This window comes from Pseudomonas sp. 10C3 (assembly GCF_036346185.1).
In the GTDB taxonomy this organism is placed as follows: Bacteria; Pseudomonadota; Gammaproteobacteria; order Pseudomonadales; family Pseudomonadaceae; genus Aquipseudomonas.
Map to the genome: position 1 here is coordinate 1 of NZ_JASJVE010000009.1, position 15,606 is coordinate 15,606.

The window sequence follows — 15,606 nt, forward strand, 5'->3', positions numbered from 1 at the left end:
AGATGTGTATAAGAGACAGCAGTAGGAGCGGGCTTGTCCGCGATGCAGTCACCTCGGTTTTACTGAATCTCCTCCGGTTTCACGATCACCCAATTCTTGTCCGCCGTGACGGCCAGGCCTTCTTTGGCTTGGGCAGCCGCGTTTGTGGTCATCATGCCGTTGAGCTGAGTCATGTACTTGTCTTTGCGGTTGACCCACAAATGGACACCGCCCTTACTGACGTCGACGCTGTGAAACAGCATGTAGCCGTCACTGGTTGGGGTGTCGCCACCCACCAGCACCGGTTTTTTCCACTGGTCGATGTACGTCAGGATTGCCGCTTGTTTACCTGCCATCCAGGTTGCAGGCGTCCACAGGTACGGCGTCAGCTCCAGACCCAGGTTGCTCTTCTCATCGTATTTGCCCGCTGTGATCTGCTTGCGCGCAGTCGTCAGTTCGCCTGTCGTGCGATTTTTCAGTAGCGTGGTCACGCCAATCACGTTCTGCGGTTTGACGTTGTAGCCGTACTTGGGATCAGCCGCGACCATGCGCACCAACTCCTCTGAAGCAGCGGTCATCACGTAGACCTCGATGCCGTTCTCCATCAGCTTGTTGTACAGCTCGGCCTGCCCGGTGAAAACCTTGGGTGGCTGGACGTCGATATTTTTGACCGTATCGCCATCGTAATACGTGCTCGGCACCGGTTTGCCCGACGCCATCAGCTCATCGACGTAACCTTTGAGTTCCGCGAGCGTGAACCCGGAGAACACCTGAGCCACCCATGGGTAGCACACCATGTCGTCGATTTCACACAGACGGTAGTAGTAGCTGAACAGGCTTTCCTTGTGGTCGGCCGTGTCCTTGAACGGGATCAATTTAAGAGAGGGATCGAGGCTTTCGCGGGTGATCAGGCCCTTGTTTTCCATGAACGGCAGCAGCGACTCTTCCAGATCGTAGCGGTAGCTGGTGTTGTCCATGTCGAACACGGCGAAGTTACCCTTGTTGGCGTTGGCTTCGATCATGGCATTGAGCTGCTTGGCCGCAGGTGCGGGCCAATGGGTCAATTCGGTGGCAAACGTCTGGCTGGCGAGCGCTACGCTCAGTCCCAACGTCAGCACGGCGGCAAACAGTTTTGGCGCGAGATTCATAACGGGGTCCCTCCTCAAGGTTGAGGAGAGACCGTAGCAAAATCTCGTGACATCTCTAGCGCATCAACGACTGCCCGTGTCGTGAAGACGTCATGCTGATAACGATTCGCGACACGCGCGTCAAAAACGACAAGGCCCACAAGGGATCTGTGCCTGGGTTTACATTTTTTCCCACACTTCAAAGCTGTAAGCCGGCTTGTCGTCCTGCGCCGGGTTAGGGGTGTTGGACACCAGCCTCCACTGCGCGGTATCGAACTCGGGGAACCAGGCATCGCCTTCAGGGCTGAGCGCCACGCGGGTCAGATACAGGCGGTCTGCCTGCGCCAGGCCTTGCGCATACAACTGCGCCCCGCCAATCAGCATCACTTCATCGACGCCCTGCTCCCGCGCCCATTGCTCGGCACGAACCACAGCGGCGTCGAGTGAGGTAAACACTTCCGCGCCTTCGAGCTGCAGATCGGCCTGGCGACTGACCACCAGGTTCAACCGCCCCGGCAAGGGCCTGCCCAGCGAATCCCAGGTCTTGCGGCCCATGATGATCGGCTTGCCGAGGGTCGTCGCCTTGAAGTATTTGAAGTCCCCCGGCAAATGCCAGGGCATGGAATTGTCGACACCGATCACACGGTTTTCACCGAGGGCGGCAATCAGGCTGAGGGGGAGATGAGTTTTCATGGGCGCGAGGATAGCAGAAGCGAGTGTTTGCCCCGAGCCCGGCCACAGAGGTTATGCTCACGGCTGACTTTATCGACGAGACGCCGCGTGACTGCTCTGACCCCTCTGGATAGCCTCTGGCTGACTGAAGCCGTGCGCCTGCGCGAAGAACACGCGGGCCCTCTGGAAGACCTGGAGGCCAATCGCCGCGCGCGCACCACCGCAGGCGACTTGCCGACACGCATTCAGAACCGCGCCCTATGGCTGGCCGAGCGCGATGGTTTGCTAAACGCTCTGCATCACTGGAAACAAGGCGCGCGACTGGCATTGATTGTCCTGGCCATTATGGTGGTGATCACCGGGGCCGGCCTGGCATTTGCGGCACTGGGCAACGGGCAAGCGCCGGTCAATGTGTTCTGGGCCTTGGGCAGTCTGCTGGGGCTCAACCTGATCCTGCTGCTCAGTTGGGCGCTAAGCATGCTGTTCGCCGGGGAAAGCACGGCCAGCCTTGGTCGGCTGTGGTTATGGCTGAGTGAAAAGCTCGCCCGCGATGCCCAGGCGGCGCAACTGGCGCCCGCGCTGGTCTTATTGTTGCAACGTCAACGGCTGAACCGTTGGGCGTTGGGCATGGTGGTCAACGGCGCGTGGCTGCTGGCGCTGCTCAGCGCGCTGGTGATTCTGCTGATGCTGATGGCGACCCGGCGCTATGGGTTTGTCTGGGAAACCACTATTTTGCGGGGGGATACGTTCGTCACCGTCACCCAGGCCCTCGGCGCGCTGCCCGCGTTGCTGGGGTTTAGCGTACCGACTGAAACCATGATCCGCGCCAGCGGCGACACGGCATTGAGCATCGAAAGCGCGCGCCAGGCGTGGGCGGGCTGGTTGGTCGGCGTATTGCTGGTCTATGGGATCGTCCCACGCCTGCTGTTGGCCCTGGTCTGCCTGTGGCATTGGCGACGTGGCCGTGCCGCCCTCAGCCTCGATCTGAACATGCCCGGTTACAGCCAGCTTCGCGAACGCCTGATGCCCAGCAGTGAGCGCCTGGGTATCAGCGATGCCGCGCCCGAGCAACTGCACAGCACGCAATCAGGCACGGTAGCGCTCGACAGCGACGGCGCGTTGCTGGTCGCCATCGAGCTCGACGATCAGCGCCCATGGCCGCCGAGTCTGCCGAAGAGCGTCATAGACGCGGGGATTCTCGACAGCCGCGAATCCCGACAAAAGCTGCTCGATCAACTGACCCGCTTTCCACCTGCGCGCCTGACCATCGCGTGCGACCCGCGCCGCTCGCCGGACCGTGGCAGCCTGGCGCTGATTGCAGAACTGGCCCGTTGTGCCGGGGCAACGCGGATCTGGCTGCTGCAAGCACCGCCCGGCCAGGCACTGGACGCAGAGCGTTTGGGCGACTGGCATTCAGCCCTGCAAAAGCTCGACATCACTTACGCCGACAGCGCGCCGCTGAAGTGGCTGGAGACCGGCCATGACTAAAGCGCTCAAGCTGGCGGTGGTTGGCCACACCAATGTCGGCAAAACCTCGTTGCTGCGCACCCTGACCCGCGATGTCGGTTTCGGTGACGTCTCACACCGCCCCAGCACCACGCGGCACGTGGAAGGCGCTCGGTTGTCGGTAGACGGCGAGGCCCTGCTGGAGCTTTACGACACGCCCGGCCTGGAAGATGCCATCGCCCTGCTCGACTATCTAGAGCGCCTGGACCGTCCCGGCGAGCGTCTGGATGGACCGGCACGCTTGGCGCGTTTTCTCGACGGCAGCGAAGCTCGCCAGCGCTTCGAGCAGGAAGCCAAGGTGCTGCGCCAGTTGCTGGCCTCGGATGCCGGCTTGTATGTGATCGACGCACGCGAACCGGTGCTGGCCAAATACCGTGATGAATTGGCGGTGCTGGCCAGTTGCGGCAAACCGCTGCTGCCGGTGCTGAATTTTGTCAGCAGTGCCGAACACCGCGAAGCGGACTGGCGCGAAGCCCTGGCGCGTCTGGGCCTGCATGCGCTGGTGCGATTCGACAGCGTTGCGCCACCGGAAGATGGCGAGCGTCGACTGTACGAAAGCCTCGCCCTGCTGCTGGAAAATTCCCGTGAGCAACTGCAACGGCTGATTATCGACCAGCAAGCGCAACGTCTGGCGCGCCAGCAAAGCGCGGCTCGCCTGATCGCTGAACTGCTGCTGGATTGTGCCGCTTGCCGTCGCAGCGTGGCCACCGGATCAGGTCAGGAACAAATCGCCATCGACGCGCTGCGCAAGGCCACTCGCCTGCGCGAACAACGCTGCGTCGAAGCCCTGCTCAAGCTGTACGCCTTCCGCCCGCAAGATGCTGCCGCCACTGACCTGCCGCTGCTGGACGGGCGTTGGGGCGACGATTTATTCAACCCGGAAACCCTCAAGCTGCTGGGCGTACGCCTGGGCGGAGGGATCGCCGCGGGCGCCGCAGCCGGAGCTGGTGTGGATTTGCTGGTGGGCGGGATTACTTTGGGCGCCGCAGCATTGGTCGGGGCGATTGCCGGTGGCGCGCTGCAAACAGCCCGCAGCTACGGCTCACGCCTGCTTGGCAAGCTCAAGGGCCAGCGCGAGCTGACGGTCGACGACGCAGTGTTGCGCCTCCTCGCCCTGCGCCAACGGCAATTACTCCAGGCCCTTGACGTACGCGGTCATGCCGCCATGGATAGGATCACCCTGAGCGCCCCGCAGGACAAAGCCTGGCGTGAAGGGAAACTCCCCGACAGCCTGCAAAAAGCCCGCGCCCACCCGCAATGGTCATCCCTCAACCCGCATCCGCGCCTGACCCAGGCCGAGCGGCAGGAGCAGATTGAAGCGCTGGCCAAGTTGCTGACAGACGCCTGATACCATCCACTTGAACGGTGCCGACAGTCGTATAGGTAATTTTTACTTACGCGAATTCCGCCAGCCCCGGTATCATCCCGCGCCCGATACACCCGGAACCTGAGCACATGAAGCCCAACCTGATCGCCGCCGCAGAAATCGACCGAATCGATACCTGGGCCAAATACTCCAGCACCATGTGCGGTGGCTGCGTATCCAGCTGTTGCACCTTGCCGGTGGAAGTGAAGATCAAGGATTTGATCCGCATCGGCATCGTCGACGAATTCGAGCGCGGCGAACCGGCGAAGAACATTGCCAAGCGCCTGCAAAAGGAAGGGATCGTCGAGCGCTATAACCAGAAGTCGGAAATATTCACCCTGCAGCGCATGAGCAACAACGATTGCCTGTACCTGGATCGCAAAAGCCGACTGTGCACGATCTACGAAAAACGTCCCGACACCTGCCGCAACCATCCAAAGATCGGTCCGCGACCAGGGTATTGTGCCTACGTGCCAAAAACTCCTGAGCGTAAGGTCGCCGACAACACACTGTACATTTTTTGACCTGATCGTCTTTCCCGGTCAGATGGCCTGCGTCTGATACGTCTACCCGGCCATCGCCCCTTGTGCCCACGCTCGCACCTGCGCGTAAGGGTAATTCTCGAGCGCGGCAAAACCCTTGATGCCGCGTGCTTTGAGTTTGGTGAACAGCGGCACGCTGATCCCACAGAGAAACCGGGTCAGGCATTCGGCACTGGGGGCGCTGCCACTGTAGTCCTGGTGCCTGTGCACGAACTCGTCGCATAGCCCATGAAAACTGTCTCCAACCAAGGCCGGCAATACCGGCGGCTCAGGCAAGCGAGCGATATGGCCGTGGCACACTGAACAGTGTCCGCACTGTTCAGGCGCCTGATAATCACCAAAATAAAGAGCCAGGCGATAACTCAGGCACTGCTCGGTCGCAAACAGGTCGAGCATGGCGTGGATACGGGCGATTTCCGTGACTTCGTGCTGCTTGAAATAGTCGTGCAGCTCAAGGGCTAGCGCTTGAGGGTCGAAGTCGCAGATGAGCAGGCTATACACCTCGGTCATCTGCTTGCTTTCCAGCTCGATCCAGCCTTTCTCCTGGAAATAATCCAGTGCGGTAACCACCCTGCTCCGTTCGGCCTGGTGCTGCTGATACAATGCCTCGAAACTTACCGTCGCCCACGTCCGCGCCCGACTCGAGGTCTCGATAATCGCCTCGACGAACTGCTTCCGCTCGCCTTCGAAGCGCTGCAATAACACCTCGGGTTCGATCAGAAACTTGAAACGGTATTCAGCAAAATAAGAAAAACGCGGCGCGATAATCTCGCGCAATTCCAGTTGCACCAACAAGGTTTTCAGCGGCAGTTGACGGATATTGCTTTGATCGGCCAAGGGCCCCAGGAGCAATTCCCATTGCCCGTCCACGCTTGCCGTCAGCAGCTCATCGAGGACGTTACGAATGCCCGCGTACTCCGGCGTATCGCCGTAAACAAAGTTCTCCAGCACGTTAAGGCTGTCGCGGTTGGCCAACACCAGACAGTCAGACGGCTGACCGTCACGCCCCGCCCGGCCAATCTCCTGGCTGTAATTCTCGATCGATTTCGGCAGATCGAAATGCACGACATTGCGGATATCGCTCTTGTCGATGCCCATCCCGAAAGCGATGGTTGCCACGATGCAGTTCAACCGCCCCGCCATGAATTGCTGCTGGATCGACTCACGTTGATCATGGGGCAAACCGGCGTGATACGCGCTGGCCGCAATGCCGTTCTGGCTCAGGTGCGCGGCGATCTGTTCGGCAGTCTTCTGCAGGGTCACGTAAACGATGGTCGGCTGACCGCCCCGCTCGCCTAACCACTCCACCAGCCGCCGACGTTTGTCGCGGCCACTCACCGGCTCCACCAGCAGATTGAGATTGGGACGGTAGAAACCGGTGGTCACCACATCGTCCGGCGCGATGGCGAACTTGGCCTGCATGTCGGCGATCACCTGGGGCGTGGCTGTCGCGGTCAGCAACAATGCCTGCGGAATCTTGAACTGACGCTGGTAGTCCGGCAGCTTGAGGTAGTCCGGGCGAAAGTTATGGCCCCACTCGGAAATGCAGTGCGCTTCGTCCACCACCAACAACGAAATCGGCACCTGCGCGATGAAATGACGAAAACGCTCGTTTTTCAGGCGCTCCACGGAAATCATCAGAATTTTCAATTCACCTGAGCGGGCACGCGCCATCACCTGCGCCACCTCATCGCGACTTTGCGCCGAATCGATACTCGCCGCCGCAATGCCATGGCGCTGTAAAAACGCCAGCTGATCCTGGATCAACGCCAGCAAGGGCGACACCACCAGTGTCAGGTGCGGTAACAACAACGCCGGCAACTGATAGCACAACGACTTGCCCGAGCCCGTCGGAAAAATAGCCGCCGCCGAACGCCCCGCCAGCACCGCCACAATCGCCGCTTCCTGCCCAGGACGAAACTGTGGATAGCCGAAAACCTGTTCAAGACTTTTATACATAAGCTGCCACTCCATTGACCGCCGGGAAGGTGTTAGACCTTAACGCGAAGCGGTTGATTGCACACGCATGAGGGCGCACCTGGATCGTCTCGGGAAATTTCATCCTATTCTCTTGGCAAGCAGTGCTGGCAAACTGATATCAGTCGGTTTAACCTTCCCGCAAGAACATTGCAGGGGTCAGGCTGTCGTCGAAAAGCAGAGCACACCGTGCTAGACGGCTCGCCCAACAAGCGAAAATGGATATTATGAAACAACCGGATGATGACGGCCTCACGCGTATTCAACGCTTAAGCCCTGAGCACTTCGATGTCGTACTCGGTGCCCACCCCGGCAAGCGTAAAGCCGCAGACCCACCAGCACCCAAATCCTTTACCCGACTGGCGATGTATCTCATCATTCTGGTGATCGGCACCTACCTGCTCGCCACCCAACTTCACACCAGCAAAACGAGCGTTAACGCAGCACCGGCCAAGGTCGTTCACGAGTAGCCGTCGCCGCGAACATCTGCGCCACACCCACGGAACGACGAACGGATGCCATGAAACTCCATAATCAGGACGATTTCACCCCTCACGACGACTTCAGTGCCAACTATAACGACGCCCCGCCCGGGCTTCGTCGTAAAAAGAACATCACCGCCTCGACCCTGTACCGAAACGTCTTCGCCCTGCTCGCCTTATTCACAGTCGTTATCTACCTTCTGACCCACCGCTCTGACTTCGGCCTACCACTCACCGCCAGGTCAGTCGACGTTCAGGTCCCCATTGCGCAGCCGCCAACGGCACCTGACGACATCGCGTCAGTCACCCCCACCTTTCAAACCATCAACGTCCCAGCCCGCGCCCCGCAAGCCCTCACCGACTGCATCAAGCCCGGGAACGTCATCGACGCAAGCGTTGTCACCTGTCGCTACGGCGAATTCCCACAACCTAGCCAGAAACAGCATGCGCAAGGCATGGTCTCTGCCGAGTACCTGGCGCAATACGAGACCGACAAAATCAACCGTCGAAACCGTCCCGGCCGCAACATCGATCAAGGCATCAACCAGGCATGGGTCCACCAATGGGACGGACGCGGCAGCTATCTCGCTCAATGGACAACCTACGGCAACCGCATCGACGGCAGCAGCGTCTGCGGCAACCATCGACGCGGCTCAATCGAATATCGGGAATGTCGCAAGGGCGCAAAGGTGTACTTCAAAGAGGAATGCAGAGCGTGGAGCAAGCGCTGGGAGAGTGGTCGAGCGGACTTGAGCAAGGCGATGGAGGAACGGTATTGCAGTGCGGCTAACGGGTTTAGCCCTATGGGGTGAACCCTGCTATAGGCGAAATCCTGAAAACTCAGTCAAAAAAAACCGCCCCTAAAGGCGGTTTTTTATTCATCCAGCAACCATCACATCAAAGCTGAGGACCGGCATTTTTGATCGCGTCTGAAACATCAAACTTCTTGAAGTTCTCAACGAACAAACCTGCAAGTGCTTTAGCCGATTCGTCGTAGGCCGCTTTGTCTGCCCAGGTGTTGCGTGGGTTGAGCAATGCGGTGTCTACGCCTGGGACCAACTTCGGTACGTCGAGGTTGATGATGCCCAGGTGTTCGGTTTCTACGCCGATCAGTGCGCCACTCTGGATGGCTGCGATGACGCCACGGGTGGTCGGGATGTTGAAGCGTTTGCCAACGCCGTAGCCGCCGCCGGTCCAGCCGGTGTTGACCAGATAGACCTTCGAGCCGAAGCCGCGGATGCGCTTGATCAACAGTTCAGCGTATTCGCCAGCTGGGCGCGGGAAGAACGGTGCGCCGAAGCAGGTAGAGAAGGTCGACTTGATGCCGCTGCCCGAACCCATTTCAGTGGAACCAACCAGTGCGGTGTAACCCGACAGGAAGTGGTAGGCCGCTTGTTCTTCGCTGAGGATCGACACTGGCGGCAGAACGCCGGTCAGGTCGCAGGTCAGGAAGATCACTGCGTTTGGCTCGCCACCGAGGTTCAGCGGTGCGCGTTTTTCGATCAGTTCACGCGGGTAAGCGGCGCGGCTGTTCTGGGTCAGGCTGTCGTCGGCGTAGTCGGCTTTCTTGGTGACTGGGTCGAGTACGACGTTTTCCAGCACGGCGCCGTGCTGGATGGCTTTCCAGATAACCGGCTCGTTCTTCTCGGAGAGGTCGATGCACTTGGCATAGCAACCGCCTTCAATGTTGAACACAACGCCAACGCCCCAGCCGTGCTCGTCGTCGCCGATCAGGTAACGGCTTTCGTCAGCGGACAGGGTGGTTTTACCGGTGCCGGACAGGCCGAAGAACAACGTTACGTCACCCTCTTCGCCCATGTTGGCAGCACAATGCATCGGCAGAACGTCGACTGCTGGCAGCAGGAAGTTTTGTACCGAGAACAGGGCTTTTTTCATTTCGCCGGCATAACGCATGCCCGCGAGCAGGACTTTCTTGGCCGCGAAGTTGATCATCACGGTGCCGTCGGAGTTGGTGCCATCACGCTCAGGCTCACAGACGAAGGCCGGGGCATTGATGACCTGCCATTCGGTGTGGCCGGACGGGTTGTACTGTTCAGGGTTGATGAACAGGCTCCGGCCGAACAGGTTGTGCCATGCTGTCTCGGTGGTCATTTTGACCGCGAGGTAGTGCGCGGGGTCAGAACCTACATGAACGTGGGACACAAAACGCTCGCGCTCGCCCAGATAGGCTTCAACGCGGTTCCACAGGGCATCGAACTTGTCGGCCGGGAACTTGCGATTGATCGGGCCCCAGGCGATGGCAGCCTGAGTGGTTGGCTCTTCAACGATGTAACGATCAATCGGCGAACGGCCGGTACGGTGACCGGTTTGCACGACCAGCGCGCCAGTATCGGCAAGTACGCCTTCACCGCGATTCAGGGCTTCTTTAACCAGATCATCGATGCACAGATCGGTGTAAACGGCGTTATTAGCTTGCGTCATGAGGTTCCCCGTCGGCCACTGGCCGAGTGCTCCAAACGTTTTGTAGTAGAAATTCCCACACTACTACAGCGGAAAAAGTGGGCCGGATTATGCCAGAAACACCGAAAATAAGGTAGGACCCTCCTGTCAGAACAGCTGCGAAGCGTCCCGTACGGCGTTTCAAGGCGTATTAGCCTATGTTTAATGGCGCGTATCAGATGGCGAATCCACGCCCCCGCCAGAGAACAACTGCGCAACATCAGTGGCATCGAACAAATAGCGTTGATTGCAGAACTGACAGTCGATTTCGATGCTGCCGTTATGCTCGATCACCAGTTGTTGCGCGTCTTCCAGGCCCAGACTGACCAGGGCATTGCCCGAGCGCTCTCGCGAGCAGCTGCAGCGGAACTGTATCGGCTGAATATCGAACATGCGTACCGCGTCTTCGTTGAAGAGGCGATGCAGCACGGTTTCATTGTCCAGGCTGAGTAACTCTTCGCCGGTCAGGGTGCTGGCCAGCGTCGTGACATGCTGCCAACTGGCGGCGCGGTCTTCCGGGTCGGTCAGGCGGTCGGCGGGCAGTTGCTGCAACAGCAAGCCACGGGCGCGCGTGCCGTCGGCGTTGAGCCAGAAACGCGTTTGCAATTGTTCCGACAGGGCAAAGTACGACGTCAGGCTTTCCGACAGGTCAGCGCCGTCCAAAGCAACGACACCTTGATAGCGCTTACCCTGACGAGGATCGACGGTCAGGGTCAGGGTGCCGTCGGGCATCAAGTCTCGCAGTCCCGCGTCAGGGGCTATCTGCTCAGCGTCGTAACGCGCAATGCCGCGTATTTCACGGTCGCTGGAGCATTCCACCATTAGCAACGACACCGGCCCGCTAGAGTTCGCCTGAAGTACCAGCAACCCGTCGAATTTAAGGGTGCCTACCAGCAAAGCCGCAGCCGCGAGCAGCTCACCGAGCAACTGGGCGACCGGCTCGGGGTAGTCATGTTTGGCCAGCACCCCAGCGTAACTACGCTCCAGCGCGACCAGCTCGCCGCGCACATCGCTTTCTTCAAAAATGAAACGCTGGGTGTAATCGTTGTCCGGAAAATCAGGCATAAGAAAAGGTATCTAAAGTGATGACAAAATAAGGAAAAGCGCTGACTAAACGCTATTTAGCACCTGATAACCGGGTGCTGTAAGCCATGCCGACGGAAGGCATTTTATGAACAATCCCGAATTCTTCCAAGACAGATCGAATGCCGTCGGGATGACGGCGTTTTAAAGGTGACGCCGGGTTCAATCGTCACTGCCCGTGTCGCGAAACTGATGAAGCTGCCGACGCTGCTTCTTGGTCGGTCGCCCTTCAGTGCTGATGCCTAAACCGCCCGCTTTGCGCATGGCCGCAGCGTTTTCACGCTTGGCGATGCTTTCGGCTGTCTCGGCATAAAGCGCCTGCGCTTCTGGCGCACCACGGCGTGTGGTCGATAATGCCTGAACCACCACCGTGCGCTCATCAAAACCTGCACGAATCTGAAACTCGTCGCCGATGCGCGGCTCCTTGCCGGGCTTGCAGCGCTCTCCCCGCCAATGGACCTTGCCGCTTTCTATAGCCGCCTTGGCCAAGGCGCGAGTTTTGAAGAATCTCGCCGCCCAAAGCCATTTGTCCAGGCGAACTTTGTCGTCCTCTTCTGGTTTTTGTGCCATCAGAATTCCTCAATCGTGCAATAGTCGGAACTGTACTACGTCACGTCGAGCAGGCGGCAAACCAATCCCTGGATTAATATGCCGCCTATGTTGAAGGTCCCTTTCGCACCGGAGTGCTACGTGACTGATTTCCCAAGCTCGTTGACCTCTCCTAAAGTGGGTTGCCAAGGATGCCAAAGCAGCCCCGCCCTGGATTTTACCTTTGCGTTTGCCTATCAACCGATTGTCGATCTACGCGACCGCTCGGTGTTCGCCCATGAAGCACTGGTGCGTGGCACCAACGGCGAAGGGGCGTTGTCGATCCTCAGCCAGGTCAACGAGCAGAATCGCTACCGTTTCGACCAACGTTGCCGCACACAGGCGATTCAGGGGGCCGCACAGCTCGGCATGAAAGAAAATCTGTCGATCAACTTTATGCCCAGTGCTGTCTATCGTCCCGAGCTGTGTATCCGCAGCACACTGGAAGCAGCCAAGGAACATGATTTCCCGCTAAACCGGCTGATTTTCGAGACCCTGGAAAGCGATCATTTAGATAACAATCGCCATTTGACCAATATTCTGCGTGAATACCGCGAATTCGGCTTCAAGACAGCCATCGACGATTTTGGCGCGGGGTATTCCGGGCTTAATTTGCTGGCCGACTTTCAGCCAGATCTGATCAAACTCGACATGGCGCTGATCCGCGATATCGATCACGATCGCGTTCGGCAGATTATCGTTCGTGGGGTTGTCACAATCTGTGAAGAGTTAGGCGTTACAGTCATCGCCGAAGGCATCGAAACGCCTGGGGAGCGAGACTTTCTGGCTGACTGCGGGATTTTCCTGATGCAAGGCTTCTGGTTCGCCAAACCTGCATTTAAAGCCTTGGCCCAGATAGATCCTGGTGCTTGGCGGACTGTTTGAGGCGTACGGAATCGTTTTGAAAACATTTGATCATTTAACGGTCGTTGGCCTTCGCGAGTGGGTGGCGCTGCCTGATTTAGGGGTGGCTGGCCTGCGCGCGAAAATCGATACCGGGGCGAGCACGTCAAGCCTGCACGCGACCGAGATCGAGCCGTTCGAACGCGATGGGGAAAAGTGGGTGCGCTTCAACGCGCACCTCGGCACGGTGGTGCAACTGCGCCATCGCCGTTGCGAAGCGCAACTGGTCGCGATGAAAACCATAAAAAGCTCCAATGGCCAGGCACAGGTCCGCTACGTCATCCGCACCACCCTGGCGTTGGGTGATCGGGTCTGGCCGGTGGAGTTCACACTGGCCTGCCGTAAAGCCATGCGCTATCGGCTGCTGCTCGGCTCAAACGCTTTGATCGACGGCCAGTTGGTAGTCAATCCAGGCATTACATACGTTCAGGACAAGCCGGCATTCCCGGCCTCTACTACCTCTACCAAAGGTGCTGCATGAAGATCGCTGTGCTGTCGCGTAACCCGCGTCTGTATTCCACCCGTCGCCTGGTCGAAGCGGGCATCGAGCGTGGCCATGAGATGGTGGTGATCGACACCTTGCGCGCTTATATGAACATCGCCAGTCATAAGCCGCAGATCCACTACCGCGGCAAGCCGCTGGAAGGTTTTGATGCGGTGATCCCGCGGATTGGTGCTTCGGTGACGTTCTATGGCTGCGCCGTGCTGCGTCAGTTTGAAATGATGGACGTCTTCCCGCTCAACGAGTCGGTCGCTATCGCGCGCTCCAGGGACAAGCTTCGCTCGCTGCAATTGCTTTCCCGCCGTGGCGTCGGCCTGCCGGTCACCGGTTTCGCGCACTCCCCGGACGACATCCCCGACCTGATCCAGATGGTCAACGGCGCCCCCTTGGTGATCAAGGTGCTGGAAGGGACTCAAGGCATTGGTGTGGTGCTGTGCGAAACGGCCACTGCCGCCGAATCGGTGATCGAGGCTTTCATGGGCCTGAAGCAGGACATCATGGTTCAGGAGTACATCAAGGAAGCCGGCGGTGCGGATATTCGCTGCTTCGTGGTCGGCGACAAGGTCATCGCCTCAATGAAGCGTCAGGCAAAACCGGGGGAGTTTCGCTCGAACCTGCACCGTGGCGGCAGCGCCAGCCTGATCAAAATCACACCCGAAGAGCGCATGACGGCCATCCGCGCCGCCAAGGTCATGGGGCTGAGCGTGGCGGGCGTGGATATCCTGCGCTCCAATCACGGACCGTTGGTGATGGAAGTGAACTCGTCACCGGGCCTTGAGGGTATCGAAACCACCACCAACAAGGACGTTGCCGGGATGATCATTGAATACCTGGAGAAAAACAGCGGCCCGAACATGACACGGACCAAAGGCAAGGGCTGACAGAACGGATAAAACACAAGACCTGTCCGGAGTGTCAGGTCTTGTTGAGCAGGAAGAGTAACAAAGAGTCTTCGCGAATGAATTCGCTCCCGCAATGGATGGATCGGGAGCGAAGTCAGCGCATAACGTTTAAACCGCATCCCTCGGCAACATCAGCCCCAACGGCAAGCGCACTCGCGCTTCCAGGCCGCCTCCAGAACGATTTCGCAGCTCGACATTGCCACCATGCATGGCCGCAATACGCTTGACGATGGCCAGACCCAGGCCGGTGCCTTTGCCGCTACGCGCACGGTCGCCACGGATGAAGGGGTTGAAGATACCCTCCAGCTCCGACGGATCGATCCCGGCTCCCCGGTCGAGCACACTCAGCACCACATAGGGTGCATTGGCGTCACCTGACACATAAGCAGCGACTTCAATGCCGTTACCGGCATGGTGCATGGCGTTGCCGATCAGGTTGTTCAGCAAGCGCTTCATCGAAACCCGACGCAACGGGAAAGGTGGAATCGGCTCCAGACACAACCGAATCTGCTCGGTCGGATGGTTGAACGGCGCCACCACTTCACGCACCAGATCGCTCAGGTCGACGTCTTCGACTTCCTCATCACGCCCGTCGCGAATAAACGCCAGAAATTGATCAAGGATTGCATCCATGTCTTCGATATCGCGGACCATGCCGTCGGTCAGTTCATTCTCTTGCGTCATCAACTCAAGGGACAAGCGCAAGCGGGTCAAGGGGGTTCGCAAGTCGTGAGAGACCCCCGCCAACATCAATTCCCGCTCCTGCCCGGCCTGCTCGACGTCCTCGGCCATCTGGTTGAAGGCGCGATATACCTCGGCCATTTCGCTGGGTGTATCGCTGATCGGCAATCGCACACTGCGCCCTTGCCCCAACTGACGGGCAGCAAAGACCAGACGTTTGAGCGGTTGATTCAGCTGTCGAACGAAGATCCACGCAGAGGCTGTGGACAACAAGCCAATGGCGAGGAACCAGCCCAGCACACTCCAGATTTTCTGGCCGCGCAGTGGGTGCGGGTACAACGGTACTTTCAGCCAACCGTCACCTAGGCTTGGGGCCCGCACCCACAAGGCTGGCGGCGCATGCACCCGCAGACGCACTTCGGTGTCCGCACCCAACTCGGCTTGCATCTGACGCTGATAAATCTCGCTGTACGGCCAATGTTGCTCGCCTTCGGGCACGCCGCCGCCGACCACCCGAATCAACCCGGCGGCCTCGGCAATCGCCGAGCGATCATGCTCATCCGCCGCCCAATAGGCGCGTAAGGTCAACGCAACACCGTGACTGTATTGCCTGTCGACCAGCACGTCCTCGTTCATCAATAGATAAACCAGGGTCAGTGCCTTGGAGAACAGCACGACAATCAACACCAGCCACAGAGTGCGAGAGAAGAAGCTTTGCGGGAACCAGAGCGGGGTTTTCATTGCAGTCGCTACACACTTTGCAGGCGCGAGCCAGGCTCGCAAAAATGGCGAAGCGCGATTGGTATCCGTCGCGTAAACGCCTCGACCCAAAACGT

At 58.9% G+C, this 15,606-nt stretch carries 15 protein-coding genes; 8 read left to right on the forward strand and 7 right to left on the reverse strand.

Annotated features, from left to right (window positions below; all coding sequences use genetic code 11):
- Positions 1-59 precede the first annotated feature (59 nt).
- Together QN399_RS10205 and QN399_RS10210 are read right to left on the reverse strand one after the other, a co-directional pair.
- Positions 60-1,127: a haloacid dehalogenase-like hydrolase gene (locus QN399_RS10205; RefSeq protein WP_322176905.1), complete on the reverse strand. Its 1,068-nt coding sequence runs from the start codon at positions 1,125-1,127 to the stop codon at positions 60-62.
- Between the two features lie 159 nt (positions 1,128-1,286).
- Positions 1,287-1,799: a dihydrofolate reductase gene (locus tag QN399_RS10210; RefSeq protein ID WP_322176906.1), complete on the reverse strand. Its 513-nt coding sequence runs from the start codon at positions 1,797-1,799 to the stop codon at positions 1,287-1,289.
- An 87-nt stretch (positions 1,800-1,886) separates the two neighbouring features.
- On the opposite strand from QN399_RS10210, the gene QN399_RS10215 reads away from it, so the two are divergent.
- From QN399_RS10215 to QN399_RS10225, 3 genes are all read left to right on the forward strand, one after another.
- Positions 1,887-3,266, forward strand: a complete 1,380-nt coding sequence (locus QN399_RS10215; protein ID WP_322176907.1) for a DUF2868 domain-containing protein — start codon at positions 1,887-1,889, stop codon at positions 3,264-3,266.
- Complete coding sequence (locus QN399_RS10220) at positions 3,259-4,632, forward strand: DUF3482 domain-containing protein (protein WP_330200901.1); 1,374 nt, start codon at positions 3,259-3,261, stop codon at positions 4,630-4,632. Before QN399_RS10215 ends, QN399_RS10220 begins: the two co-directional genes overlap by 8 nt.
- A 107-nt stretch (positions 4,633-4,739) precedes the next feature.
- Positions 4,740-5,174 (forward strand): YkgJ family cysteine cluster protein, encoded by a 435-nt coding sequence (locus QN399_RS10225; RefSeq protein ID WP_219062893.1) that lies wholly within the window; start codon positions 4,740-4,742, stop codon positions 5,172-5,174.
- A gap of 42 nt (positions 5,175-5,216) precedes the next feature.
- Here QN399_RS10225 and QN399_RS10230 read toward each other — a convergent pair whose 3' ends face one another.
- Positions 5,217-7,151, reverse strand: coding sequence for an ATP-dependent DNA helicase RecQ (locus tag QN399_RS10230; protein ID WP_330200902.1), 1,935 nt, complete (start codon positions 7,149-7,151; stop codon positions 5,217-5,219).
- Between the two features lie 236 nt (positions 7,152-7,387).
- On the opposite strand from QN399_RS10230, the gene QN399_RS10235 reads away from it, so the two are divergent.
- Together QN399_RS10235 and QN399_RS10240 are read left to right on the forward strand one after the other, a co-directional pair.
- Positions 7,388-7,639 (forward strand): hypothetical protein, encoded by a 252-nt coding sequence (locus QN399_RS10235; protein ID WP_322176910.1) that lies wholly within the window; start codon positions 7,388-7,390, stop codon positions 7,637-7,639.
- A 50-nt stretch (positions 7,640-7,689) separates the two neighbouring features.
- Positions 7,690-8,463, forward strand: coding sequence for a hypothetical protein (locus tag QN399_RS10240; protein ID WP_330200903.1), 774 nt, complete (start codon positions 7,690-7,692; stop codon positions 8,461-8,463).
- 85 nt (positions 8,464-8,548) lie between these two features.
- On the opposite strand, the gene QN399_RS10245 is transcribed toward QN399_RS10240, so the two are convergent.
- From QN399_RS10245 to QN399_RS10255, 3 genes are all read right to left on the reverse strand, one after another.
- Positions 8,549-10,093: a phosphoenolpyruvate carboxykinase gene (locus tag QN399_RS10245; protein WP_322218482.1), complete on the reverse strand. Its 1,545-nt coding sequence runs from the start codon at positions 10,091-10,093 to the stop codon at positions 8,549-8,551.
- A 180-nt stretch (positions 10,094-10,273) separates the two neighbouring features.
- Positions 10,274-11,176: an Hsp33 family molecular chaperone HslO gene (hslO, locus tag QN399_RS10250; protein WP_322176913.1), complete on the reverse strand. Its 903-nt coding sequence runs from the start codon at positions 11,174-11,176 to the stop codon at positions 10,274-10,276.
- Positions 11,177-11,356: 180 nt separating this feature from the next.
- The gene (locus QN399_RS10255) at positions 11,357-11,764 is read right to left on the reverse strand and encodes a S4 domain-containing protein (protein WP_322176914.1); all 408 of its coding nucleotides are present in this window, start codon (positions 11,762-11,764) and stop codon (positions 11,357-11,359) included.
- 120 nt (positions 11,765-11,884) lie between these two features.
- Between QN399_RS10255 and QN399_RS10260 the strand changes: the two genes are divergently transcribed.
- From QN399_RS10260 to rimK, 3 genes are read left to right on the forward strand one after another with little or no spacing between them, the layout of a single operon-like run.
- A complete protein-coding gene (locus QN399_RS10260; protein WP_322176915.1) occupies positions 11,885-12,667 on the forward strand; it encodes an EAL domain-containing protein in 783 nt (260 codons plus the stop codon).
- Between the two features lie 16 nt (positions 12,668-12,683).
- Positions 12,684-13,166, forward strand: a complete 483-nt coding sequence (locus QN399_RS10265; RefSeq protein ID WP_219062902.1) for an ATP-dependent zinc protease — start codon at positions 12,684-12,686, stop codon at positions 13,164-13,166.
- Positions 13,163-14,068, forward strand: a complete 906-nt coding sequence (rimK, locus tag QN399_RS10270) for a 30S ribosomal protein S6--L-glutamate ligase (protein ID WP_219062904.1) — start codon at positions 13,163-13,165, stop codon at positions 14,066-14,068. Before QN399_RS10265 ends, rimK begins: the two co-directional genes overlap by 4 nt.
- Before the next feature lie 129 nt (positions 14,069-14,197).
- Here rimK and QN399_RS10275 read toward each other — a convergent pair whose 3' ends face one another.
- Positions 14,198-15,511 carry an ATP-binding protein gene (locus QN399_RS10275; protein ID WP_322176916.1) on the reverse strand — a complete coding sequence of 438 codons (1,314 nt, stop codon included), beginning with the start codon at positions 15,509-15,511 and terminating at the stop codon, positions 14,198-14,200.
- Positions 15,512-15,606: the final 95 nt, after the last annotated feature.

Bases quoted from the DNA above. Each gene is read 5' to 3' on its own strand.
- QN399_RS10220 (WP_330200901.1), top strand. From the start codon at position 3,259: ATGACTAAAGCGCTCAAGCTGGCGGTGGTTGGCCACACCAATGTCGGC.
- rimK (WP_219062904.1), top strand. From the start codon at position 13,163: ATGAAGATCGCTGTGCTGTCGCGTAACCCGCGTCTGTATTCCACCCGT.
- QN399_RS10255 (WP_322176914.1), bottom strand. From the start codon at position 11,764: ATGGCACAAAAACCAGAAGAGGACGACAAAGTTCGCCTGGACAAATGG.
- QN399_RS10235 (WP_322176910.1), top strand. From the start codon at position 7,388: ATGGATATTATGAAACAACCGGATGATGACGGCCTCACGCGTATTCAA.
- QN399_RS10245 (WP_322218482.1), bottom strand. From the start codon at position 10,093: ATGACGCAAGCTAATAACGCCGTTTACACCGATCTGTGCATCGATGAT.
- hslO (WP_322176913.1), bottom strand. From the start codon at position 11,176: ATGCCTGATTTTCCGGACAACGATTACACCCAGCGTTTCATTTTTGAA.
- QN399_RS10275 (WP_322176916.1), bottom strand. From the start codon at position 15,511: ATGAAAACCCCGCTCTGGTTCCCGCAAAGCTTCTTCTCTCGCACTCTG.
- QN399_RS10210 (WP_322176906.1), bottom strand. From the start codon at position 1,799: ATGAAAACTCATCTCCCCCTCAGCCTGATTGCCGCCCTCGGTGAAAAC.
- QN399_RS10225 (WP_219062893.1), top strand. From the start codon at position 4,740: ATGAAGCCCAACCTGATCGCCGCCGCAGAAATCGACCGAATCGATACC.
- QN399_RS10205 (WP_322176905.1), bottom strand. From the start codon at position 1,127: ATGAATCTCGCGCCAAAACTGTTTGCCGCCGTGCTGACGTTGGGACTG.
- QN399_RS10240 (WP_330200903.1), top strand. From the start codon at position 7,690: ATGAAACTCCATAATCAGGACGATTTCACCCCTCACGACGACTTCAGT.
- QN399_RS10230 (WP_330200902.1), bottom strand. From the start codon at position 7,151: ATGTATAAAAGTCTTGAACAGGTTTTCGGCTATCCACAGTTTCGTCCT.